Annotated in this window: 22 protein-coding genes; 5 read left to right on the top strand and 17 right to left on the bottom strand. The window is 40.8% G+C overall.

Translation table 11 applies throughout. From position 1 onward, the window contains the following. Positions 1–16: 16 nt before the first annotated feature. Entirely contained in the window at positions 17–562 is a 546-nt protein-coding gene (locus J699_RS09250) for an ankyrin repeat domain-containing protein (protein ID WP_032868424.1), read from the bottom strand. A gap of 167 nt (positions 563–729) precedes the next feature. Between J699_RS09250 and J699_RS09255 the strand changes: the two genes are divergently transcribed. After that, complete coding sequence (locus J699_RS09255; RefSeq protein ID WP_032868731.1) at positions 730–993, top strand: hypothetical protein; 264 nt, start codon at positions 730–732, stop codon at positions 991–993. Positions 994–1,174: 181 nt separating this feature from the next. Here J699_RS09255 and J699_RS09260 read toward each other — a convergent pair whose 3' ends face one another. Then, on the bottom strand, positions 1,175–1,549 hold the full coding sequence (locus J699_RS09260) for an HPF/RaiA family ribosome-associated protein (protein WP_005227968.1): 375 nt from the start codon (positions 1,547–1,549) through the stop codon (positions 1,175–1,177). Between the two features lie 369 nt (positions 1,550–1,918). Between J699_RS09260 and J699_RS09265 the strand changes: the two genes are divergently transcribed. The 3 genes from J699_RS09265 to J699_RS09275 all read left to right on the top strand — a co-directional run bounded on the left by J699_RS09265 (position 1,919) and on the right by J699_RS09275 (position 4,151). Further along, positions 1,919–2,644 (top strand): outer membrane protein OmpK, encoded by a 726-nt coding sequence (locus J699_RS09265; protein ID WP_032868423.1) that lies wholly within the window; start codon positions 1,919–1,921, stop codon positions 2,642–2,644. Between the two features lie 134 nt (positions 2,645–2,778). Further along, entirely contained in the window at positions 2,779–3,327 is a 549-nt protein-coding gene (locus J699_RS09270) for a GNAT family N-acetyltransferase (RefSeq protein WP_032868422.1), read from the top strand. 83 nt (positions 3,328–3,410) lie between these two features. After that, complete coding sequence (locus tag J699_RS09275; RefSeq protein WP_032868421.1) at positions 3,411–4,151, top strand: hypothetical protein; 741 nt, start codon at positions 3,411–3,413, stop codon at positions 4,149–4,151. Positions 4,152–4,396: 245 nt separating this feature from the next. Here J699_RS09275 and urtE read toward each other — a convergent pair whose 3' ends face one another. From urtE to J699_RS09310, 7 genes are all read right to left on the bottom strand, one after another. Further along, on the bottom strand, positions 4,397–5,095 hold the full coding sequence (gene urtE / locus J699_RS09280) for an urea ABC transporter ATP-binding subunit UrtE (RefSeq protein WP_032868420.1): 699 nt from the start codon (positions 5,093–5,095) through the stop codon (positions 4,397–4,399). Between the two features lie 9 nt (positions 5,096–5,104). Then, positions 5,105–5,932 (bottom strand): urea ABC transporter ATP-binding protein UrtD, encoded by an 828-nt coding sequence (urtD, locus tag J699_RS09285; protein ID WP_032868419.1) that lies wholly within the window; start codon positions 5,930–5,932, stop codon positions 5,105–5,107. Then, complete coding sequence (urtC, locus tag J699_RS09290) at positions 5,933–7,003, bottom strand: urea ABC transporter permease subunit UrtC (RefSeq protein WP_032868418.1); 1,071 nt, start codon at positions 7,001–7,003, stop codon at positions 5,933–5,935. Positions 7,004–7,007: 4 nt separating this feature from the next. Continuing rightward, positions 7,008–8,630 carry an urea ABC transporter permease subunit UrtB gene (urtB, locus tag J699_RS09295; protein ID WP_032882824.1) on the bottom strand — a complete coding sequence of 541 codons (1,623 nt, stop codon included), beginning with the start codon at positions 8,628–8,630 and terminating at the stop codon, positions 7,008–7,010. Between the two features lie 87 nt (positions 8,631–8,717). After that, positions 8,718–9,998: an urea ABC transporter substrate-binding protein gene (gene urtA / locus J699_RS09300; RefSeq protein WP_005282334.1), complete on the bottom strand. Its 1,281-nt coding sequence runs from the start codon at positions 9,996–9,998 to the stop codon at positions 8,718–8,720. A 256-nt stretch (positions 9,999–10,254) separates the two neighbouring features. After that, positions 10,255–12,138, bottom strand: a complete 1,884-nt coding sequence (parE, locus tag J699_RS09305) for a DNA topoisomerase IV subunit B (protein ID WP_009510201.1) — start codon at positions 12,136–12,138, stop codon at positions 10,255–10,257. Continuing rightward, positions 12,135–12,743, bottom strand: a complete 609-nt coding sequence (locus J699_RS09310; protein WP_032868416.1) for a YqiA/YcfP family alpha/beta fold hydrolase — start codon at positions 12,741–12,743, stop codon at positions 12,135–12,137. Before J699_RS09310 ends, parE begins: the two co-directional genes overlap by 4 nt. 261 nt (positions 12,744–13,004) lie before the next feature. On the opposite strand from J699_RS09310, the gene J699_RS09315 reads away from it, so the two are divergent. Beyond that, positions 13,005–14,351 (top strand): hypothetical protein, encoded by a 1,347-nt coding sequence (locus J699_RS09315; RefSeq protein ID WP_004776311.1) that lies wholly within the window; start codon positions 13,005–13,007, stop codon positions 14,349–14,351. Positions 14,352–14,450: 99 nt separating this feature from the next. On the opposite strand, the gene J699_RS09320 is transcribed toward J699_RS09315, so the two are convergent. The 8 genes from J699_RS09320 to J699_RS09350 all read right to left on the bottom strand — a co-directional run bounded on the left by J699_RS09320 (position 14,451) and on the right by J699_RS09350 (position 24,317). After that, positions 14,451–15,182, bottom strand: coding sequence for a hypothetical protein (locus tag J699_RS09320; protein ID WP_032868415.1), 732 nt, complete (start codon positions 15,180–15,182; stop codon positions 14,451–14,453). Between the two features lie 120 nt (positions 15,183–15,302). Next, positions 15,303–16,043, bottom strand: a complete 741-nt coding sequence (locus tag J699_RS09325; RefSeq protein WP_032868414.1) for a lysozyme inhibitor LprI family protein — start codon at positions 16,041–16,043, stop codon at positions 15,303–15,305. Between the two features lie 250 nt (positions 16,044–16,293). Further along, complete coding sequence (locus J699_RS09330; protein WP_171070853.1) at positions 16,294–16,824, bottom strand: hypothetical protein; 531 nt, start codon at positions 16,822–16,824, stop codon at positions 16,294–16,296. Positions 16,825–16,868: 44 nt separating this feature from the next. Continuing rightward, positions 16,869–17,444 (bottom strand): hypothetical protein, encoded by a 576-nt coding sequence (locus J699_RS0218670; RefSeq protein WP_228133440.1) that lies wholly within the window; start codon positions 17,442–17,444, stop codon positions 16,869–16,871. Positions 17,445–17,534: 90 nt separating this feature from the next. After that, the gene (locus J699_RS09335) at positions 17,535–18,236 is read right to left on the bottom strand and encodes a hypothetical protein (protein ID WP_032868729.1); all 702 of its coding nucleotides are present in this window, start codon (positions 18,234–18,236) and stop codon (positions 17,535–17,537) included. 13 nt (positions 18,237–18,249) lie between these two features. Then, complete coding sequence (locus tag J699_RS09340) at positions 18,250–20,295, bottom strand: peptidoglycan DD-metalloendopeptidase family protein (RefSeq protein WP_032868412.1); 2,046 nt, start codon at positions 20,293–20,295, stop codon at positions 18,250–18,252. Positions 20,296–20,305: 10 nt separating this feature from the next. Further along, positions 20,306–23,632, bottom strand: coding sequence for a type VI secretion system Vgr family protein (locus tag J699_RS09345; RefSeq protein ID WP_032868411.1), 3,327 nt, complete (start codon positions 23,630–23,632; stop codon positions 20,306–20,308). 178 nt (positions 23,633–23,810) lie between these two features. After that, the gene (locus J699_RS09350) at positions 23,811–24,317 is read right to left on the bottom strand and encodes a disulfide bond formation protein B (RefSeq protein ID WP_032868410.1); all 507 of its coding nucleotides are present in this window, start codon (positions 24,315–24,317) and stop codon (positions 23,811–23,813) included.

The following is a 24,317-nucleotide window of genomic DNA, read 5'->3' as shown; positions in this document are numbered from 1 at the left end:
GTTATATCGGCTGGGCTTAAGCGCCTAGCTCTTTTGACATTTTTGCGCCATGCTGACGTAACAATTCCAGTGTTGCACGTTCTTCTGGCAATGATTCTGACCAGTCAATTTCATCAAACTCACAATCAAAGAATAATTGGCTAATTGAAGATAGAACAGTTAAACCCTCTTCATCACGGGTATTTGGATCTACTTTTTCTTCGAGTAAACGTTGTACCACAGGCACACAAGCCGAACTTGCTGCATCCCAAAGCGGGCCATAAAATTCTTCAGCATCCCATAAATGCAAATTGGCTTTGGCCTGAATCAGCGCATCCAAAATGTCCAGATAGACTTGAAGCGATTTTTGCTTTTCTTCTTCGCTTAATGGCTGGCCTGCCTCATATGCTTCACAAATTGCTTCCCACCAGGTGAATAAACCATCACAAATCACCGATACAGGCGGCCCCTGTTCAGGATCAATAAAATTCGGGTCGAGTCCTTCAGCAAGTAAAGATTGCACTTGGTCTAAATCGAGTTGTTGTATGGCTTGCACCAAGGCCTGCTGTTGCTTATTTAACATGACCAGTTCTCACAATATTTTTTAATGAATGTATTATGCCGAATATCCTGACAGGATTTTATAAAACCATCTAAAAAATCATGTAGAAATTTGATACAGGCATAAAAAAAAGCCTTAAATTAGTCTAATAACACATTATTTGTTTAATGAGAATGGACAGTGTCGGAATGAAAATAACTTTATTAGAGGTACAAAAAGTATTCACCGATGTGCTAAATCATAGAATTAGTCGAGAGCAAGCTGAAGCATGGGCAGCAACAAAGATGAATGCCTTGGACAACAATGAATTGTTCTTTGATCCTGCTACAAAAGAGGATCTTCTATGGGAGGCTGTACTCTATTTAAGTGGTATTGGGTTAAAAATAGCCCCTGATAAGTATTTGGAGAATGAAGATGGCATTAAAGAAATGTTTGATAGTTATTGGAATTAATAAGTGAAGATCTAAAGCTAACCATGAGAAATATATTCACGATTAGAGTCACAATAAATTCAAGCTTAAATTAAAAGGACCGAGTCCTACCTATATACAGAACTCGGTCCTTAAAAGCTGTTTAATCAAACTGCTCAAATTATTGAGATCAGCTCAGATAAGGCCTTTTTTGCGTTTATTTTTACGCTTCGTCGTCTACTTTGACACCTTCATCTGCATCGACATATTCTGGTAAACCGCCACGGTGATGATCTTTCTTCTCATAAAGATGCTCCAGACTGCGTTTTAATTTATCAATCGCACCATGAATCGAGTGATCAATATTTGGCGCTTTATGTGTCACTGCAACAGGTTTCATGCCTGCTGGACGGGCTTCAATCATACAACGTTTGTCATGATCGCCCGATTTGTCCCCGTTTTCATCACTAATATGAACCGAAAAGTGCGTAATACGCTCGCTATAACGTTGGAATTCCTGTGTAAGTTCTGCACGAACATAACTAATTAAACGTTCACTACCTTGAATGTTTTTATCTGTACGGATTTCAATATTCATAAATATCTTCCTCTCTTTTCTGTGAGACGGTGCTACAAAACTTTGTTATTCAGCACACTTTGAGCATGCGGTCATTCAGTGCAGTTGTATATTTTGATTATGTAAATGCTTGTGGTCTCCTCGCTTAGCATCTGTTGATTTTCAGTATGTAAGAAGATCTTCTATAGTTCCAATATCTGTCTTTCCTCAGAAATATGCAAGCTGATTTTTGACATTTTTATTAAAACTTAAACAAAAACAGCTTTAACTTTACACGACTTTATTTTTGGCCCGAGCTCTACAATTATTTTGTACCTTTGGTCAAATTTGGCTTTATTTTTGCTTAATACCTTGTATGCTTTACACGCCTTTTTGGGGGGAGATTTTTAAATGCAATTGAAGCAAGTTACAGCAGCATGTTTATTGGTATCTACAGCAGCTTTCGCACAGGCAAAGCCAATCTGGCAGGACTTTAGCCTGACCGGTTTGTATGGGGAAAACTACGAAGTTGTTGATGAAAAACAAACAACCTTAACGGTTGAATATGCGGCAAAAGTGAAGTATGCCGATGTGTTTTTCTTTATGGACCGTATGCGTGGTAATGAAGACCATAAAGTGACTTATTTCGAACTCTCTCCGCGTTTTAGCTTAGGCGAGATTTCAGGTCACAAACTTGCTTTTGGTCCAATTAAAGATGTATTGATTTCAACCACTTGGGAAAGCAACAATGATGACTTTTCCAGTTTTGACAACTTCTTGTATGGCGTAGGTTTTGACCTTGCAGTTCCATATTTCCAATATGCAAATGTGAACTTCTACCGTGCCAACAATGAAAATACATCTGATGACTATCAAATGACCATTGCCTATGCATTGCCATTTAAAGTATCAAATGAAGATTTCCTCGTCGATGGTTTCCTTGACTGGTCGACAGGTGAAAAAGATCACGCCAGTGAACTGAACTGGACCACACAATATAAATGGAATGTGGGTAAACACATTTCACCAGATACTCGCCTCTATTTAGGTGTTGAGCATTCGGTCTGGAATAACAAGTTCGGTATGAAAAACCGTGACGAAAACAATGTCAGCGCTTTGATCAAATACCACTTCTAATCAGATTAGAATGTTAAAAAACAGCAAGGATTTCCTTGCTGTTTTTGTTTGCATCCCCGAATATAAATGTCAGTTGATCTCTTGTCCTGTCAGCATCCATCTGTTTACTTTGTCTAATTTGATGACCTTTGCTTATGTCTGAAAATATCGTACTTGCCGCTTCTACCTTAGCCGCACATTTCCGCATTCGCTTTGCCACAATAGATGACCTCGAACACATCCTCACGATTTATAATCACGAGATTTTAAATGGCACAGCCAACTGGAATGATCAGGCGGTTTCCTTAACAGATTATCAGCAACGTTTTCAAGGCATGCAGCAACGGCACTTCCCCATGATCGTAGTTGAAGACCTGAATAGCCATCAAGTGGCTGGTTATGCCTATTACGCAGCGTTTCGTGCGATCAGTGGTTATCGCCAAAGCATTGAGCATTCTGTTTTTGTTGACCCACGTTATGCTCGCCAAGGTCTGGGCAAAGCGCTGATGCAACAGCTCATTCATCTGGCCAAACAGCAAAATATGCATATCATGGTCGCCGCCATTGACAGTGAAAACAAAGGTTCAATCGTGTTGCATGAACAGCTTGGCTTTGTGCAAACAGGCTATATGCCACAAGTGGGACAAAAGTTTGGACAATGGCGGGATTTGGTCTGGATGCAACTGCAACTCACAGAAGCCTAATAAAATATCACTTTTGTAATACGATCCTAACAACAATTTTTGACTTAAAATGAAAGACATACTTTATTTTAAAAATAGCCACAATGATTAAAACATCCCAACTCGGCCTAGGCCTCACAATCGTCCTTGCTTCAAGTGCCAGCTTTGCAGAACTGTTCTTCGAGCAAGAATTGCAACAGGGCTGCGCCAAAGTGAAACAATATGCTCAAGCAGGTAAAAAGTTTTACGATCAGAAGCAATATCTCAAAGCAGCCAAGCAATTTGAAGACCAAGCCGCATGGGCACATTTCTGTCAAGCCAATGCAGATGAAAGCGGGATTCAGGTCAGTGACCGGGACATTGAAATCGCCAATAATAATGTCGGTTTAAGTTATGCAAAACTTGGTCAGCCGCAATGGGCCAGAGTCTGGTTTTTACGTGATAAAGACTCGAAAACCAGCCAATACAATTTAAAACAGCTCCCAAAACCAAAGCTATCTTCTGATTTACAAGGGACTTATGTCCGTGCCAATGGCTTTGGGCAATGGGACTATATCAAGGTCAGCAAAAAACAGAATCAATATCAGATTGGCTTCGATGGCTACTATTTTGGTCCACGCGGCCTGATCTATGGTCCCAATATGGGACAGTTTGAAACCAGCATGCCAATCAAGTCAAAACAGGCGAACTATCGCAATGAAGACTGTGTGATTAAACTTCAATTCGCCAATGACGCAAAGCTTGGACAAAAAATTGAGGTTGAACAGCACAACGGCGAATCTTCATGTGGCTTTGGGCATAATGTCTATGCAGGTGGAACGTTTTATAAGGTTGAAGACAAATAAATCGAGTGCCAACCCTTTAATTTTCTAAATTGCATTTTCCCAACATTCACTATCGTGACAGGCGACATGAATGTCGCCATGTTCGACTGCCTTACGCTGCTTCCAAAGCCATGCTTTGGAATTGCTCAGGATGTACCGTCAGTCGAACAAAAGATTTTTGCTTACTTTTGATCTCTCAAAAGTAAGGTCCATCATAAAGATACATTCCTTAGAACAAGGATAAAGTAACTGTTAGCCAAGAAATACTAAATCGCCACCAACTCCCGAATCCCCTTCTCAGGCATCTCCTCACCCCGCCCTTGTGCAATCACCTGCCCACGTGCCATCACGCTATACGCATCGGCCAACTCTTCGGCAAAATCATAAAACTGCTCCACCAAAATAATCCCCATCTCGCCTTGATCTGCTAACTTGCGAATCACCCGACCAATATCCTTAATAATTGAAGGCTGAATCCCTTCCGTCGGCTCATCCAGAATCAATACGCGTGGTTCTGACGCCAACGCCCGAGCAATCGCCAGCTGCTGTTGCTGACCACCGGATAAATCTCCTCCACGGCGGTGTTTCATTTCATCGAGTACAGGGAAAATTTCATATAAATGCGTCGGCACCTTACGCGTCTTGGCACCCGAAAATTTTGCCATGCCAATTAAAATATTTTCTTCAACCGTTAAAGTCAAAAAGATATCGCGACCTTGCGACACATAGGCCAAACCTGCACGTACCCGTTGCTCAGGAGACATCTTGGCAATGTCTTTACCATCTAGCAGGATCTGTCCTGACTTGATCGGCAGAATCCCCATCAGGCATTTCAGCAAGGTGGTTTTGCCAACGCCATTACGGCCTAGCACCACACTACATTCACCCACAGGCGCGTTAAAAGACACATCACGCAGAATATGACTGCCACCATAGAACTGATTAACTTGTTTCACTTCTAACATGTGCCTCTCCTAGCGTCCTAAATACTTTTCAATCACATCTTCATTGGCCTGAACCTCTGCCAATGTGCCCTCGGCCAAGATTGCCCCTTGTGCCAAGACCGTGACTTTTTCACTGATGGTGTCAATAAAACTCATGTCATGTTCAACCACGACCAGCGTGTGATTTTTTTTCAGTTCCAGACACAGTTCAGCCGTGCGCTCAGTTTCAGCATCGGTCATACCTGCAACAGGCTCATCCAGCAAAATCAACTTGGGTCGTTGCATCAGCAACATGCCGATTTCCAGCCACTGTTTTTGTCCATGTGAGAGCAGACCTGCGGGCTTTTGCACAAATTCCTTTAAACGGATCTGCTCCAGACTTTCATCCAGTGCCAACTGCGCTTCTGGGTCTAAACGGGAAAAAAAGCTTTTTTTCACCCGCTTATCTCGTGGTGCTGCCAGCAGTAGATTTTCCATCACGCTAAAATTTTCAAACACCGTTGGTTTCTGGAATTTACGTCCAATCCCCGCTTCAGCTATTTGCTCGGTACTCATTTTGGCAAGGTCATAGTTTTGCCCAAAAAATGCGGTGCCTGTGGTCGGACGAGTTTTGCCGGTAATCACATCCATCAGGGTAGTTTTTCCTGCGCCATTCGGTCCAATAATGCAGCGTAACTCACCCTCGGCAATGTACAGTGACAAATCATTCAAGGCCCGAAATGAATCAAACCAGACACTGACTTTTTCCAGATATAAGGCAATGCCGTGACTAAAATCCGCACCTTGCGGCTTGGCCCGTCCATAGCCTTCACCCAGTTGACCGCCATGTTGAGCAGCGTCTATTAATACATCACTCATTTAATCACGCTCCTTTTTAAAACGGTCGAATACACCAATCACACCCTTAGGCAAGAACAAGGTCACCATGATGAACAGCGCACCCAAGATCAATAACCATGCTTCTGGCGCAGCCACAGTAAAATAGGTTTTCACGGCATTGATTAAACCTGCCCCTAAAATCGGACCAATCAAAGTGCCACGTCCACCCGCAGCCACCCACACCGCCATTTCAATTGAGTTGACTGGGTTCATTTCACTTGGATTGATGATGCCTGCCTGTGGCACATAGAGCGCTCCGGCAATACCTGCAATCACCGCAGACAATACCCATGCCGACAGCTTGTACCACAGCGTGCGATAACCGAGATATTGCAAGCGATTTTCACTGTCGCGAATTGCGCCGAGCACGCGACCATAAGGACGATTCATCAACTGGCGCAAACCGAGGAAACACAACATCAACATCAACGCAGTCACAAAGCACAGCGTTGCGCGCATCGGTGCCGAGGTAATATCAAAACCGAGAATGGTCTTAAAACCTGTAAAACCATTGTTGCCACCAAAGCCTGTTTCATTGCGGAAGAACAACAAGGCTGCGGCAAAGGTCATGGCTTGAGTAATGATCGAGAAATACACACCTTTGATTTTGGAGCGAAAGGCAAAAAAGCCAAAAATAAACGCGATCAAACCTGGTACAAGAATGACTAAAGCCAAAGCCCAGGCAATATGCTCGGTCCCGATCCAATACCAAGGCAACTCGGTCCAACTGAGGAAGCGCATAAAATCAGGCAGACCATCGCCTGCAGATTGACGCATCAGGTACATGCCAAAAGCATAACCACCCAAGGCAAAATACAAACCATGGCCTAGACTCAAAATTCCGGCATAGCCCCAGACCAGATCCAGTGCCAAAGCCACTAAGGCCAAACACATGATCTTGCCAATCAAGGTAATCCAATAAGCCGACAAGTAAAATGCAGAGTCAGGAGACAACAGGTGCAGCCATGGCAACAATAAAAGCACGCCGAAACAAACAGCAATCGCCACCGCGCTATAGGGTTTGTCGTCAAATAAGGAAGTGATTTTCATTGGCTTACTCCACAAAACGGCCTTTGATGGCAAACAAACCTTGTGGACGCTTTTGGATAAACAAAATCACAAGAATCAAGAGAATAATTTTTGCCAGAACTGCACCTAAACCAATTTCCAGCACTGTTCCACTGATGCCCAATCCGAGTGCTGCCAATACCGCACCCCAGACTTGGCCCACGCCACCGACCACAACCACAAGGAAAGCGTCAATAATGTAGTTTTGACCAAGATCAGGCCCCACATTACCGACCTGTGCCAAGGCACAGCCTGCCAAACCTGCCAGACCTGAACCCAGACCAAAAGCCAGCATATCAATCCGGGCAGAGCGAATCCCAACCGCACGTGCCATTTGACGGTTTTGCGTGACCGCACGGATAAATAGGCCAAAACGGGTTTTATTGAGTAAAAACAGCAGCAGCAATAACACTGCGACGGTAAACGCAATGATGGCAATCCGGTTATACGGCAGCATCAGGCTCGGTGTAATTGCAATCCCGCCACTCAACCAGCTGACATTGGAGACTTCGACATTCTGTGCACCAAAGACCATACGTACCAGTTGCATCAGAATCAAACTCACCCCAAAAGTGGCGAGCAAGGTTTCCAGTTGACGACCGTATAGCGGGCGAATCACGGTGCGTTCAATCAACATCCCGATCAAGGCACTTACCAGAAATGCGGCAGGAATGGCTGCTACCAGATACCAATCCACCCACCCCGCAAAATAGGTTTTAAAAAAGCTTTGAATCACGTAAGTGGTATAGGCACCGATCATAATCAGCTCACCATGTGCCATGTTAATCACACCGAGCAGACCATAGGTAATGGCTAAACCAAGCGCAGCAAGCAGTAAAATGCTGGCGGTACTCAGACCTGAAAACACATGGCCTGACCACTCACTGATTTGTAAACGGGTTTTAATTTTATTTTGTGCATCCAGCAAGGCAGCCTTTAATGCAGGATTGCTTTGCGGTTGTTCTAAAGTCTGGGTGACGAGCGCGAATACGTCAGGCCGATTGGAATCTGCCAAGACTTTCACGGCTTCAAGCTTGGTAAATTCATCAGCACTGTTAAAATCCAGACGGGCTTTGAGCTGTGCTAAACGCGTTTTGACCTGATCATTTTTTTCATTCAGATAAAGCTGCTTCACCATCGCCACATCAAGTTCACCCAGATTATTTTCTAAAATATCGACCGCGGCCAATCGTTGTGAGGCATCACTGGAGTTGAGTTTGGCTTTGGCTTGACCAAAATTCAGGGCCTTGCGTAAGGTATTGACCAAAGTCACTTGGGATAAATCGGCAGGCCATTGTTGCAACGCCTGCTGCTCAGGATAGCTAAACAGCTTGTCATCATTTTTTAACAGATAAGTATTGCCTGCACTATCGGTATAAAGCTCATTTTGATCAATATAGGCCACCAGTTGATCCAGTTGTTCAATACTGGCAGGCCACTGATTGAGCATGGCACGACGCGTGGCAAAGTCAGCCTTTACAAAGGTCTGAATGGCATCTGGAGAAGCTGTAGACGTCACAGGTGCTGTGGATGTGGCCTCTGCCCATGCTGGAGTAAATATCAGCTGCGCCATGATGCAGAGCAGTGCCAAAACATAATGCTTCGCCATAGAACTCCCCTTATGGTTACGGTTTAAATAGATCAAGCAAAAAAACAGAATGAAAAGGCCTGCTGCTAAGACAACAGGCTTGAAAAATTATTTAGGGATATACGGACTCCAAGGCTCCGCCTTGATGGTTTGCGGGGTTTTGTAGACCACATCGAACTGGCCATCGCCACGGATCTGCCCAATCATCACAGGCTTATGCAAGTGGTGATTGCTTTCATCCATTTTGAGGGTATAGCCCGATGGTGCAGCAAAGGTCTGACCGGCCATCGCATCACGAACTTTATCCACCTCAGTGGTGCCCGCTTTCTCAACCGCCTGCTTCCACATATTGATCCCGACATAGGTCGCTTCCATCGGATCGTTGGTCACCACTTTGTCGGCATTTGGCAGTTTGTATTGCACTGCATATTGTTTGAATTTATTCACAAACTCGGTATTTTTAGGATTCTTGACCGACATGAAATAGTTCCATGCCGCTAGATGTCCCACCAAGGGTTTGGTATCAATACCACGTAATTCTTCCTCCCCGACCGAGAAAGCCATGACCGGAATATCGGATGCTTTAATGCCTTGGTTGCCCAGTTCGCGATAGAACGGCACATTGGAATCACCATTGATGGTCGAGATCACTGCCGTCTTTTTACCTGCAGAGAACTTCTTAATATTGGACACAATGGTTTGATAATTGCTGTGACCAAATGGGGTGTATTCTTCCATGATGTCGGCATCGGCGACGCCCTTCGATTTCAAAAAGGCCCGAAGAATTTTATTGGTGGTCCGTGGATAGACATAATCTGTGCCCAACAACACAAAACGTTCTGCTTTGCCGCCCTCATCTCCCATCAAATATTCAACTGCGGGAATTGCCTGTTGGTTCGGAGCCGCCCCGGTATAGAAGATGTTTTTCGATTGTTCCTGACCTTCATATTGCACCGGATAGAACAACAAGCCATTCAGCTCTTCCACCACAGGCAACACGGATTTACGCGACACAGAGGTCCAGCAACCAAAAATAACCGCGACTTTATCTTGGGTAATCAGCTGACGCGCCTTTTCTGCAAACAGAGGCCAATCTGAGGCTGGATCGACAATCACAGGTTCCAGTTTTTTGCCCAGTACCCCACCATTGGCATTGATTTCATTGATGGTCATCAAGGCGGTGTCTTTCAGTGAGGTTTCCGAAATCGCCATGGTGCCTGAAAGCGAGTGCAGAATCCCAACCTTGATGGTGTCACCGTTGGCTGCAGGTGCAGTTTTGGCTTCCGTTTTTGCTTGTTCTGTTTTTTCGGCCGGTTTTGAACAGCCTACCAGACCAATCCCCATCATGGCTGCCATGAGCACTGACATCGACATCAATTTGTTTTGCATCATTCTCTCCACCCATCAATATTGTGATTTTTACTGGATGGTGTTATTCAATTTTTATGCCAACACAACAAGCTATTGTTTTTATTTAATTTTAATAAATTTTACTGATGTTTTTTTTGATCTTGTATACAACATTGCATACAAAAAATACGCAGCGACCTAAAATGATGCAGATTTTTTCAGGCACAATCTAAAGGCTTTACACAAAGAAAAAGCCAGACATTTGTCTGGCTGATCTCGATCTTCTAGGGGTAATTTAGACACTGATATCTGCTAAATTACCTTTTTGCTCTAACCAGTGCTTACGGTCGGCAGAACGCTTCTTCGCCAGCAATTTATCCAGTAATCCAGCCGTTAAATGGGCATCGTCCAGATCCAGTTGCACCAGACGACGCGTATTCGGATCCATGGTGGTTTCACGCAATTGGCTAGCATTCATCTCACCCAAACCTTTGAATCGGGTGATTTGCGGATTTTTATTGCCTTTGACTTTTTTCAAGATCGTCTCTAGCTCATCATCATCCAAGGCGTAATACACATCCTTCCCAATATCAATACGATACAGCGGTGGCATCGCCACAAACAGATGACCTTCTTCAACCAAGGTTGGGAAATGTTTTACAAACAATGCGCATAATAAGGTCGCGATATGCAGACCATCCGAGTCTGCATCGGCCAGGATACAGATTTTGCCATAACGTAATTCAGACAAATCGTCACTGCCCGGATCGACCCCGATCGCGATGGCAATATCATGCACTTCTTGCGAGGCCAAGACCTCATCGGAAGATACTTCCCAGGTATTCAGGATTTTTCCTCGAATCGGCATAATCGCCTGAAAATTCTTGTCGCGTGCCTGCTTGGCACTCCCGCCCGCAGAGTCCCCTTCGACAATAAACAGTTCACTGTCTTCACGGGTTAAACCGACACAGTCAGCCAATTTCCCGGGTAAGGCTGGGCCTGCGACAATCTTTTTACGCTCGACTTTTTTGGCGGCTTTGAGACGACGTCCCGCTTTGGCAATCGCCATTTCAGCCAGTTGGGTCGCAATCTCGGCATGCTGGTTCAGCCATAAAGCAAATGCATCTTTGGCAATGTTCAGCACAATATTAGAGGCTTCACGGCTGGATAAACGTTCTTTGGTTTGTCCTGAGAATTGTGGTTCCTGAAATTTCAGCGATAGAATAAAATTTACCCCATCCCAGACATCTTCCGCAGACAACTTCATATTACGTGGCAATAAATTGCGTAATTCACAGAACTCACGCAGCGCTTCGGTTACACCTGAACGCAGACCATTGACATGGGTACCGCCTTGCGCAGTAGGAATCAGGTTGACATAACTTTCCTGAATCTGTTCGCCACCTTCCACGTTCCAGCAAATCGCAAACTCACAGGCTGCACGGTCCGCTTGCCCATGACTGACAAACGCAGGATCAGGCAGAATTTCACGATCTTGCAGTTCGTCCATCAAATAGTCGACTAGGCCATTTTCAAACTGCCATTCAATTTTTTCTTTATTGATTTTATCGTCATAAATAATTTTTAAGCCCGCAGCTAAAACAGCTTTGGCTTTTAAATTATGTTTGAGGGCCTTCAAGGCAAATTTAGGGCTGTCAAAATATTTGGCTTCCGGCCAGAAGCGAACGGTTGTTCCTGTGGCACGCTTAGCGACCTTGCCTTCCAAAACCGATAAGGGGGCAACCGGTTCGCCCTGTTCAAAGGCCATTTGATACAGGTTACCCTGACGCTGTACCGCCACTTCAACACGGGTCGACAAGGCATTGACTACGGAAATACCAACACCATGCAAACCACCAGAGAACTGATAGTTATCGGTACTGAATTTACCGCCGGCATGTAACTTGGTCAGAATAATTTCGATACCGCTTTGCCCATATTCCGGATGGATATCGACTGGCATGCCGCGTCCATTATCTTCAACTGACAATGAACCATCTTCATAGACCGTGACACAAATCTGGTTGGCATGACCGGCAAGTGCTTCATCGACTGCATTATCAATCACCTCTTGCGCCAAATGATTTGGACGTGAGGTATCGGTATACATGCCTGGTCGACGACGGACAGGATCTAAACCAGAAAGAACTTCAAGGGATTGGGCCGTGTATTGTGTCACTGGGTTGGACTTCCTTTTTGGAGGGCTGCCGATAAAAATTCGAGTACTAAAGGTAATTTTTCTTCAAAATCATCCATTGCATGATTACCACCAGCGTCAGTTAAAATCAATGAGGATGGATGAACTGCACTATAATAGCGTTGAGCCTGATGATAATCCAAGACTTCATCGCCTTGTTGCAACAGCACCAGAATTTTATCAGCATGCTTTAACTTCGTGTCAGCAATCGATTGTAATTGCTGCAATTGATCTGTATCAAGTGTCCATGATTCAGTGACTTTGAGCGGGATTTGTTCAATACCGAATAAATCTTGAAAGAGTTGCCATGGTTGCATAGCAGGATTGATCAGTACAGCAGGACAAGCATACTTTGCGACAAGGTATGTCGTATAGAACCCTCCCAGACTACTTCCCACCAAAACCACTTTATCACACGATAAATTTTCGATAAGCTGGGAAAGCTGTGCAAGTACCTGATCAGGTGCACGATTTAAGTCAGGTAAATGCACCTGAACGTCATCGCGTCCTGCACAATATTGTTGCAGCTGTTGCCCTTTGATCGACATCGGGCTACTTCGAAAACCATGTAAATAAATAATTTGCATATGCACCAAAAAAGACAGCGGCTTGACTTAAAGTGAAATAAATCACATTATTTTGCTTAATTGTTATGCAAATAACAATATAACATGCAGATAAGCTCAATATTGTCAGACATAAAAAACCATACTGGACTCCGTTCATCAGTATTCTAAAAAAATTAGTTATGAAAGACATAAGATGTAAACGTTTGTTGTAGTTTACCTAAACAGTATCAAGTGAATCACTTCAAATCTTCGGTATATATCAAGGATGGGGAAAACAATATGCCAAGTTTAACACCGCTGCATGAAACCTACTGCAAGTGGGACCGTACGCCCCCGAGTCAGGCCGATGTTCTGGAGGGTTTGGCCCAGTTGGTCAGTACCAGCCTCAGCGGGGTACACGAATTGGTGCAACTGGTACAAACTGAGGTATTACGGACAACGCTCGGTTTAAGTGCACAAAAAGCCAAGAATTTACAAAAGCACCCGCAACTGCAAAAGTTCTACCAGTTTTCTTATGTGGCACTGCAAAAATACGGCAGTCATTTTCTTGCCCCTAATTTACGCCGCATTATCGCCAAATTTCCAATCCTGCATGATAAACCGCTGACACCGACCTTACATTTTGCAGTCGGCGCATTAAATGGCATCTTTGGCGATTTCTTTTTAAAGCAGCATAATCCAATGGCCTTGCCCATGGTGCTTTATGATCACTATGGTTCTTTACAGCAGGGGGAACTAACCGGCCGTGTGGTGATCCTGACGCATGGTCTATGCATGAACCATCTGACCTGGTCCAATCATCGTTATGGCGGGATTGGCGAGCGCTTACTTGCCCAACGTGATAACAACACCATGTTGTATCTGAACTACAATACAGGTCGCCGGATTTCAGCCAATGGCCGTAGTTTTGCCAATACGCTAGAAGATCTGGTCCAGCGTAATCCGCGTATTACCAGTATTGACCTGATTGGGCATAGTATGGGCGGCCTGGTTTCCCGCAGTGCCCTGTTTTATGGCAAGCAGAATCTATATCAATGGGTGCATATGGTCGAGAACCTGGTCTGTATCGGTTCACCACATCATGGCGCAGTACTGGAGCGTTTTGGCTTTGTCTTACAGGATAAACTTGGTGCATTTCCATTTATCAGCCTGATTGGTCAGTTGGTCAATGTGCGCAGTAACGGTATTCTGGATCTGCGTCACGGTAGCGTTCGTGATGATGACTGGGAACATAATGATGCACGTATCGGTTTTGCAGATGACAATCGTAAGCCTGCGCCACTCCCATCACATATCAATACGTTCCTGATTGCAGGAACTTTAGAATTTGAGAAGCTGCGTAATAAAGCACTTTCTGTGATTGGTGACTATCTGGTCAGTGTCAAAAGTGCTTTAGGCGAACATCCAAATCCACGTTTTCAGCTCAAGCTGCCCGATACGCATAAAGCAGTTTTCTACGGACTAAACCATTTTGAAATCCAGTATCACTCGAGCGTAGCCGAGCAGATTACACGCTGGCTGTATCCTGATGCGAGAGAGAAAGTGGAAGCTGGCGTACAGACCCATATGATCAATGTACCGAACAATTATACCTTTGATGACTTAGAAGGGATTGTTGAGACCTAAATAGAAAAGCCCAGCTTTATCGCTGGGCTTTTGTAACTTTGAATTCGTTATTTAGTTTCTTTTTCAGCTGCCAAAACACCTGTATTTTCAAGAAAATTATCATTTTAATTGTATTCGTTTTTCTTTATTACCTTCCATATAAGTTAAATTATAATTCTTATCAATTAATACATTTTTAGTTGCTGGAATAAATTTCTTTCCTTCTATTCCAAAAGTATTAATGCTTAAAATAGCAAGTTGTGGCCCTTCATCTTCATTATCTTCAAATGGAGAAATAATAATTTGTTTACCACTTTCTGTTTCTGGAAGAACAACACCATCCCCATAACTTGGAGAAATAGATGGATAGAATTTTATCAAATTAGATGAGCTAACCAAATTAACTTTAGAACAACTATTTATATCTTTCTTTAAAATACATTTAAAATGATCAGCTGAATTGTAGGGCAAATAGGTTACAATTAAACCATGAATATTTTTTTCTTCTTTCGAAGTTTTTCCAGTAGTTAAAAATGCTAACCTAGATAAATACTCATCCCTATAACATTGACTTCTAAATAGACCCGCACCTTCCCCAGCTATATGAGTTACTTTTCCTTCACACTTTTTTTGAATTTCTTTTTCCCATTTTTTGAAATCTCTTTCTTTACTATTTCCTTTATTTATTAACTGTTCTTTTAGAGAGTCATTGCTTTTCAAAAGACAACTTAGATTTTGATTTATATTATCAGACTCGCACTCCTTTTCTGAAGCATTCGTACATGAAGATATTAGACCACATAAGCTAGCCAAGCATAAGATATAGATATGTTTTTTTTGAAAAAAATTCATCTTAAATATCCTATTAATTTAAGTAATTTTGCAATACTACAAAAAATTAATTTAAAAGCAATACCAAATCTTCAAATTTAAATATTAATTTTACACACAACTAAAATTTAAAAAAAATTATTACTCATCATGATCATCACAATTCACATCCTTACTCTTTAAACTAACATCAGTTGTATAACGAATTTTAAAATTTAAATTCAATAAGTCTTCTTCTCTAAAAACTTTGGGAACAATATTCCAAACATTTCTACCATTAGTGAGAAAGACCAAGTTAAATTCTGGAACTTTATTATTATTAGTATCAATTTGATATTCTACTGAAAATTCATTTTTTGTCTTACCAACCACATTATATATACGTGGTTCACTTAAACTTTTGTCACAAGCTTGATATACATAAATCTTGTTGTTTAAAATTTTAATTGTATTTTCAGCACAATAACACCCACCAACTTCCAATTCTTTTACAACACCATCTTTATAATTGAATGGTTTTATTAAGCTTCCTTCTAAACTATCAAAATTCAAATATGACTTCTTCAAGTCTTTAATTTTTGAATTATTAAATTCACTTAGACACTTATAGTTTTCATTATTTGCTTCTCTTCCATTAAAACTACATTTTAAATTTCTATTTTTCAGCCAAGAACGCTGAGTTGCAACAAGATAGTCAACTTCTTTTTTATTGTCACTAATATAGCCTTTAATATCAGAATATATACTATTCAAATCATGCTCACTATTGCCATATATAGTTTTCCCATCTAATCTTTGATTTTTATAATCTGCAGCATTTGAGCATGCACTCAAACCAAAAATTAATAATACATTAAGAAAACTAATATTTATGCCTTGCATCACCTATTCCTTTTTGTAAGCAATTGCTATTCACCATTCCAATATTTTAAAAAACATACACTACCAACATTAAGTATAATGATAACGAGAAATTTTTATTCATAATAAGCATTTCAGAAAAATTAATATTATGACATACTTTCCTCATGAATATCTCTTTTGATATTGCATGAAGCTAAATAAAACATAGTGGCAAATAAAAAAATTATTCATTAGTATAAAAACTCTTCCCTTACAAAATATAAAACACTTAATCCTCATAGCAATTTATATGATCCTTAGAAAACAAACCAATGGAGTCAATCTTATCATCTTGATTAGTAGTATAAATATAATAAAATTTAGAGTCCTGTGAAACCAACTTGTATTCGTAATAAGAACCACCTTCTTGGTTATCTATTTTCCTTAATTTATTAATCGATTTCAATTCCAGTAATTTTTTTGAATCTTGCCCAACACTTATTCCATTTGCATCTATCACCCTCGGATTCGTGGTATTTATCGCTGTTATGAAGCCTTTATTACTAATATCTAAGTTTGTCTCATTATTATCTATAATAATATTTTTTGAATTCTCACAGCCTAGTACATTACTAATATCCTTGTAATTTTGAAATAAAATATCTCCTTTGTATTTTTTTATAAAATCTTCTAAATTACTTCCCAAAGAAATCCCATTCAATTTATGAAAATCTAAACCATCTTTATCTAAAGCATGAACTTCGTTTTTTGCACAACCAACTAATAATATTAGTGATAGAAATAAACTAGCCTTTTTCAAAATCAAATATCCTTTATATAACTTTAAAACCTATAAAAGTATAGTTACTCTTCACAATCCGACATAGAGAAATCTTTTTCTTGCAAATGAATCCCTTGTATTTCTCTATTTACTACATCAAAAACTAAAATATTGTTTTTTTGACCACTATCAAAAACCTGATAGTTAAAATCTTGCTGAGAATCTCCAGCACCCTGACTTTTAATTTTTATAACTTTATATCCGGCTTTATAATTACTATTTATATTTTCAACGGTCATTCCATTACTAATACCCTTTGATGTATGCACACTTTTATTTCCATATTTAATTAAAATCTTAACTAGCTTTTTAGAGTGAAAAGTATATGAAATAGCTGAGTCCGGATTAAAAATAGTAGTACAACTCCCCATATCATTCATTAAATTATCTTTTGAAGAGAAATTAATTTCAGAATATTTATCACCAATAGAATAAACCTTTCCACTATAATATAAAGAGTTAAAATCTACAACATTTTTCTTACCCTCAATTTCATCAACATAACTACATGCTACTAATATCAAGCATAGCAATAGCGAAAAGTTTTTATTCATAATAAGCATTTCAAAAAATTGGATTTTAAAAAACACGATAAACACATAGTTTAATCCTCACTATTTATATTAAATTTATTTTAATTATCATTCTAGGGTTTAGGTTTTAAATGAAACCCTAGAATAAAATTTTTGTTATTTATTTTCTTTTTCAGCTGCCAAAACACCTGTAGTTTCGCAACCTAAAGTTGATGAAATACATTTTAGATTAACGTTCACAGTAATCTTAAATGGTGAAATTTTTTCATCTTTATAAGTTTTAATATTCGCAAGATACGTATACTGTCCTTTCTTAGCATCATATGTTACCTGATCACCCATGAGAAGATCTGTTTTCTCATTACCCTCATCACTATTAGAGAGTATTACTGGTATTTCAGTAAAATTATTATTTTTTATATTATATAAATAAGTTGTGACCTGAAATTTTTTAAAAGGAACTCTAACATAATCAATAGTACTAATTTCTTTTATTCTAAAAGCAACAATATCTTTATCATGATATAGCAAAGTAAAATCAACATTAGACTTCAAAGGGGTTGTTGTTTCAAATACATTATATACATATTTTCCATTTAAAACTTGAACCCCATATTTCTTTAATGTGTAGTTAATATTTTTCTTTGTTTTATCAATATTACCAAAATCAGTTAATTTTATTTTAAAATTGGGGCTAATAACAGAATATTTATTATACGTATCTATATATTCCACAGGCGATTTTATTTGGGTAGAATCTTGTAAATAATCACTCCATGAAGGATTTTCTTTTGCATAACAAACGTTAAAAGAAACTCCACAAGCGATTATCATTGCAAAAGTGTTCATAAATTTCATAAAAACCTCAAAATCAATACGGTAAATTCGCATTTATAAATGGTATAGGGTCAATCCTTCCATCCAGTCCAACGCCTAATAAAGGAGCACTCCTAGCTTCAAAATGAAGATGAGCACCATTGGAAATTGCCGTCATCTTATTCGCATTGCCAGTTGAACCTGTCTTTCCAATTTCCTCTCCAGTATCCACTGAATCTTCTTTAGCCACATTAATATCTGACAAATGAGCGTAAAAAAAGTAGACATATTGATTTTTTGTAAGTTTACTTTGAGCATATTTTTTTTGTTTTTCCGCTAAATCATTTATATCAACCCTTAAAACAATAACTTTACCATACGCACCACCAGAGTCCTTAGCAAAAACAATCACCCCTCCACATACGGCATATATTTTTGTACCAGGATTAGCCTGTAAGTCAACGCCCTGATGATTCTTGGTTCCATTATTTCTCACTTTACCAAATGTAGCTCCTTTCGCATTTGCTAATCCTGCTGTTCTTAATTTACATTGTAGTAAAGGATCATGCCATCCTTCATCCCCTCCAACAGTTTTCTCATCACTTTGAACTTGAGGCTTATTACTACTCTCACTCTTTGGTACTGATTGTTGAGCATTAGTAGTTTGTGAATTTACTTTTTGCTCTTTAGGAATAGGTGCTGGTATTGACTGTCCTTTTAATAGCTTAATAGTTTCTTCCATGCTTAGATTTATGCCCGAAGTTTTACTCTTATCGACGACATACTGATAAATATTGATGTGCCCATCAATATAATTTCTTAGCCACGCTCCATAAGCCGCTTTCGCATCTCCTTTATACCTTTTTAAGAATTCTTCAGCCTGTTTAGCACCATTTTTACCAAATTGAATAAACAATAGTTTCTTAGCCCGTTCGGGGCTTAGAGTATTTAAGACGAAATTCTTTCCTCCTGAAGCCCCCTCATGGTGCAATAAATAAGCAAATTTTGCCATTGAACTCGGCTCAGTTAAATTCTGATAAGGAAGACCAGAAGTTTTAAAATTACTAACAGCATAAGCAGCGGCAGCATCAATGGCCATTTCTGCATTGAACCTCAAATTTAATTTTTGTTCTTTAGTTAATTTGGGATTATTTTTCACATATTGCCCAACTAAAGAACTCCTGTCATTGCACATAGCGAGCCATGTTTCATCTAAGAACTGAGTCAATCCAGCAGCGGAACTAGAATTTGCTTTACTATTAACATTCCACTCCCCCGTTTTTTTTATTTTTGCCGCTTCAGCATCAATAACAGCTGCCAATGAATGTGGGGTAAAACCATGTCGCTTAGCAGCACTCACAATATAAGCTCTATATTTATTATTAACTGGCTTTAATAAAAAATTATCTTCTGTAAATTGTGCAGCAATTATATGTGTACTATTACCGGCATCAGTTCGTTTCTGCTCCTGTCTTTCTTCAGGCAATTGATTTTTTTCTTTAGATGATGTTCTTTGCGGCTGATGAGGATTTTTTGTACTCGATAGACTTTCAATCACTGAAGAGACTCCATCGACTATCGGCTTACCTACTCTTTTCAAATTATTTTTAATTTCAGATACAGTCTCGTTAAGTAACCCATCTTTTACATAATGTGACCCTTCGACTTTAATTTTTCTTGAAGTTAATTTTAAGACTTTTCGACCCAAGGGTAACATTTTATGGTCAGCAATTAAATCAAAGTTGCCATTTATATTTTTGAAGAATACTTTTAATCCCTTAGAATGGTCTTCTATTCCTATATCATCAAATATACCATTAGTTGTACTTTTTATAATTTTCTTACCATCAAAATCCAATTGAATTGTAGCTTTTGAGATTGGTTTAAAAGAAAGGTCCATTAAAACTATTTTTAATTGGGTTTCATATTTATTACTACTAGTAGACTCTTCTTTTAAATGAATCTTCTGCCCTATTTTCAAGCTATGAATCATTCTGCCTGATAATGAGTTAATTCTCGCAAGCTCTTTTACTGTAATACGATGTTTTTTTGAGATTCCCCAAAGAGTATCACCAGATTTAACTATATAAACATTTGACATATAGACTTACCTATTGTTCTAAATCTTTTTTTTCAGCTTGTAAACCATGCTCACCAATTTCAAATTCATCGTCATTTTCTTCTTCGTATTTATCCTCATCGTCAAAGATACTTGACCATTCATCAAAACCAATCAATGCTTCATATCGTTTCGATTCTTCTTGCACTGATAAGCTGCTTTTGCCTGTTGAATTCGTTAACCCTTCCCAAATAATTTCTTTTTTATCTGGCTCATACATCTGTATTTTTGCATTTTCTATCCCCGTACCTGCTAAACTTGAGAATAAGAAATCAACAGCATACGGCCCTATTTTTGGTAATTCAGGAACTTCATATGAAACTTTAGCGCCACTCTCAAACACATTTTGGCCACTTTTAACCTTAAAATAGCCTCCTGTACTAATGAATACACCATCGTTATTTATTTTGAGTTGTGAACCACCTGCTGTCAGGACAATCTCTTTCGGACTGGTGATTTCAATCTTTTCCTCAGTAGAAATCAGTTTAATCACCTTCCTCGCAATCGCCTCTATTGCATCATCCTGCGCCTGTAACTCCAATTTGCCTTTTGCTGCATAAGCTCTAAAACCCTTTTGTGCTGCAAATAGACTGATCTTGTCCTGTGCATGTCCGATAATATTCTTTTGTGCACTCAGGTTAATTGAACCACTGGCACTCTCGGCAATATCCTGAGAAGCCTGCAAAATAATATTTTCAGGTGTCGTTAATGCAATCCCATTCGGGGATGCCAACAACATCAGCGCCTGTCTGAAAATCTTGCCTTGTTCTTGCTGCTTGGCATCAGAACTGCTTTCCAGACCTTGGGTATAGCCTTCCATAAAACCCTGTAATGAACTCAATGCCTTAGAAGGTGTAATATCTAACTTGCTCCCTTTACTAAAAGTCCCACAGGTACTCATCAGCTCAAAATCTTTAATATCGACATTGGCCAAGACTTTACCAACTTCTTTAATACTCTCGAAAGGATTCTGCTCAATTCGGTCTTTAATACTGGCAAGCTTGCCTTTCACAAGATCAGCGCCATGCTCTTCGACGTTTTCGATAAACTGTTTTAGATTTTCAACCGCATCTTTGGCATCACTAAAGAAGCTATTAAACTCTTCCACTGCGCCTTTGGCATCGCCCCCGAGTGCACCAATATCTTCAATAAAACCACCGCAATCCTTTAAGGCATGAATCGGGTCTTGACTCATTCCTTGTTTAAATAGATTTAAGGTGCTATCCAGTGCTTGTCCCGTGGTTTTAAGCTCCAATGACTGAATAAACTTCGGTAATCGATTAATCACATTCAGCGCATCAGTCTGTTGCTTTGCAGCCACTTCGCTGAGCATTTTCATGCTGTCATAGCCCTGCGACAGCAAGGATTGTGCTTGAGCCGCCTCCAGATGGTCGGCGACCGCCTGTTCCTGGGCATAGGTACTAATCAGCATGCCTTTACCTGCCCGCACCGCACCCCAGGCATCTGTTCTGAGTTCAAAGCCTTCCCCACGACCATCACTGGTTTCTTGTGTTTTGGGATGGCTTAAATTACCCAGATTCAGCTGTGATGCTGCATGGCTACTTTGTAGCTGGGTACTGATTTGCCCGGTGGTATCATCAAAGCGCAACTGGTTAAAGCCACTGCCATTGACTTCCTGACTGCGGATCCCACTGAGCTTTTTGGTGTCAGGCAGTTGTCCCTTAACATCAAACTTGGTCGGGGAGCGTTGTGCTTCATGGATACGTCCAGTCACAAAAGGACGGTCAATGTTGCCATCAAAAAAGTCGATGACCACCACCTCACCAATACGCGGCAAGAAGCGTGCTCCATAGCCTTCCCCCGCCCAAGGTGTGAGCACATCTACCCATGCGGAGTCGGTGTCATTGTCATTACTACCTGCTCCACCGTCATGGCCATGATCCTCACTGCGGGTAAACAGAAAGCGAACCTTGATCCGTCCCCACTCATCCACATAAATGGTTTCTCCTTCAGGCCCGACCACTTTGGCACGCTGCGGATAGGCAACCGGACGATGCAACTCCGGATCATATTCAGGAATGATTTTGATCTGACGGCGAATCAAGGTCAGTTCATTGCCCTGACGCTCTGCCTCGTCATAACCGTCTTGATCCCAACGACTCTGGCTAAGCAGTTGATTGACCTGTTGCTGCAGATCTTTGGGTAAATTATTTTGATTATAAAAATGCTTGGCAATAATCAGGAACTCTTGATCGGCCCCTTCGTGTTGATCAATTTCAGGATGTTCCCTGAGATTAAACCAATAACCGACTTGGCTATCGCGCACACTACTATACGCCTTAAAATATTTTGCCTGGCTGGCATACATATCATTGAGTTGCTGATTCAGTTTTTCTAACTGACTACCGCCTGAAGCCGTGGCTTGGTCTTCACCCTTTAAGTCCTGCATCCAGGCTGGGCTGATATGCCACGCCTGCTCCAGACTCAAGCTGGCGGAATCAAAGCTTTCAGAATGGTTATGGGTGGTGACCACTGAACCTGCGCCTTCTTCTTGAGCCAAGGCATCGGGTTGCCAGCGTTGCAGGTGCACCGCAGTCGGTTGCAAGCTTCGAACCGCTACAAAGCCGGTAATGCTGTCCTGGAATTCTGTGGCACTGCTACGGTGATAACGAATACTTCGTCGAGGCAAAGCCTGATATTCGCTATTGTCATCCATTAATCTGAGCTTTTGCGCTTTTATGGGCGTACTTGAATGCGGGACAAACAGCTCGGCTTCATCGATTAGCCAGCTAATGCCTTCACTGCGCCACAAGCGTGTGAGAAAGGCATAATCAGATTCATTGTGCCCCATCACAAATGGCCGAATATCATAATTCTGACTTAAACCATTCAGATCAAGGCTCAGACTTGCCGCAAAAAGCGCGCTTCTTTGCTGCCATTCCTTGAATAAAACTTCAGTAATCTCGACAACAGTTTTATTCATAAAAACACGGCTGTTACGGCGTTTATGCCATAAACTGGTCGCATCTTTTAGTGTCAGCTTATACAGGGTTAGTGCGCCATCACTCTGCCCGTAACTGGCTTCCGTTACGATTCCTGTGGTTCGGAACAGCTGCCCTGAATCGGTGACCTGATCCACGGCGACCTGAACCCCTATAAATTGTTTTAAAGGAATCTGGGCATTGGTCGACAGACAAATCAATTCGGCTTCCAGTCCGACATTGAGTTGATGCTGGCCTTGTATGCGCTGTAAAAAAACTTGATTATTCAGTAGATTATTAGAAAATTGTACGTGAATGGCACGTTTCTGTGCATTTAGCCCTATTTTTTCTAATACATTAAATATATTAAAAAGCATTTTTTATAATCAGATCGTACGGGGGAATCGGCTGAACTTTACAAAAAACAGACCTATCTGTCCACAAAAAAATCTTTTGGCCAACGAAATGGCACAAACTGTTGAGAAATGCAGAAAACAAAACCCGAAATATGTTGCCACATTTCAGGTTTTAGCCATTCAATCAACAAGGTCGTTATTATTTTGCTGTGCCGTTGTAGTTCCTAAACAGCTGCCATAGGCAGATCAATAAAATCAAACTGAAATAAAGCAAAGACCACACCGGTAATGATTGACCGAGGAAGGTCCAGTCCACCACCGCACATTCACCCGAACCGGACAACACTTCCTGCAACACGGTTTTCATCGGTAATGCATCTACCAGATAATCCAGACCTGGGCCACAGCTTGGCACTTGATCCGGTGGCAAGGTTTGTAACCACACATGACGTGCCGCCACACCAACCGACCAGCCAATCGATAAGGTCGCTAGAAAAGCATAAAAACGTTTGAATCCGCTTGAAACAGGATTATGGATAAAGGCCACCAGTGCAACCAGTCCCATACCGATCAAACCAAGGCGCTGGAAAATGCAAAGCGGACAAGGGTCCAGACCCTGCACATGTTCTAAATACAACGCAAATGAGATACCAATAATGCTCGTCAGTACCAACAACGCACTCACTAAGCGGTAATTCCAACGCAT

Origin of the sequence: Acinetobacter sp. 1000160 (genome assembly GCF_000588715.1) — a bacterium.
Lineage (GTDB): Bacteria > Pseudomonadota > Gammaproteobacteria > Pseudomonadales > Moraxellaceae > Acinetobacter > Acinetobacter courvalinii.
Note: the sequence above shows the minus strand (reverse complement) of the source record. Positions and strands in the feature narration are given on the sequence as shown.